This window comes from Herbaspirillum sp. VT-16-41 (genome assembly GCF_001994935.1).
Classification (GTDB): domain Bacteria; phylum Pseudomonadota; class Gammaproteobacteria; order Burkholderiales; family Burkholderiaceae_D; genus Herbaspirillum; species Herbaspirillum frisingense.
Genome location: NZ_MUXB01000169.1, coordinates 1 through 355 on the forward strand (window position 1 = coordinate 1; position 355 = coordinate 355).

Below are 355 nucleotides of genomic sequence, written 5' to 3' on the forward strand. Positions count from 1 at the left end.
CCAGCTCAGATGTTCAGGCCCGACTGGCCGAGCAACGATCCGATCGCGAAGGTGACCCCCAGGGCCAGCGCGCCACCGATCACCACACGCAGGGAGGCCCGCACCGGGTTGGCCTCGCCCACCTTCGCCGCGATCCATCCCGTCAGCGCCAGCGCCAGCTGGGTGGAGGCAAAGGTGACGGGGATCCGCAGGTCCGGCGGGGGCTGGTGGATCGCTGCCATCTGCAGCAGCGCCCCCCCGTCGTTCTCCAGGACCGCCCCGATCGCTTCATTCCAGTGGCTGACGCTCTCGTCCGGATCGATGTCGCCCTCGCTCCACCTGCGTGCCCCCAGCGCGTCTTGCCGCTGCAGCTCGG

At 70.4% G+C, this 355-nt stretch carries 1 protein-coding gene; it reads right to left on the minus strand.

The annotated features are described in order from the left end of the window. Window positions 1-5: 5 nt before the first annotated feature. On the minus strand, window positions 6-355 hold a 350-nt coding region (locus BTM36_RS29985; RefSeq protein ID WP_174616922.1), incomplete at its 5' end, for a VIT1/CCC1 transporter family protein.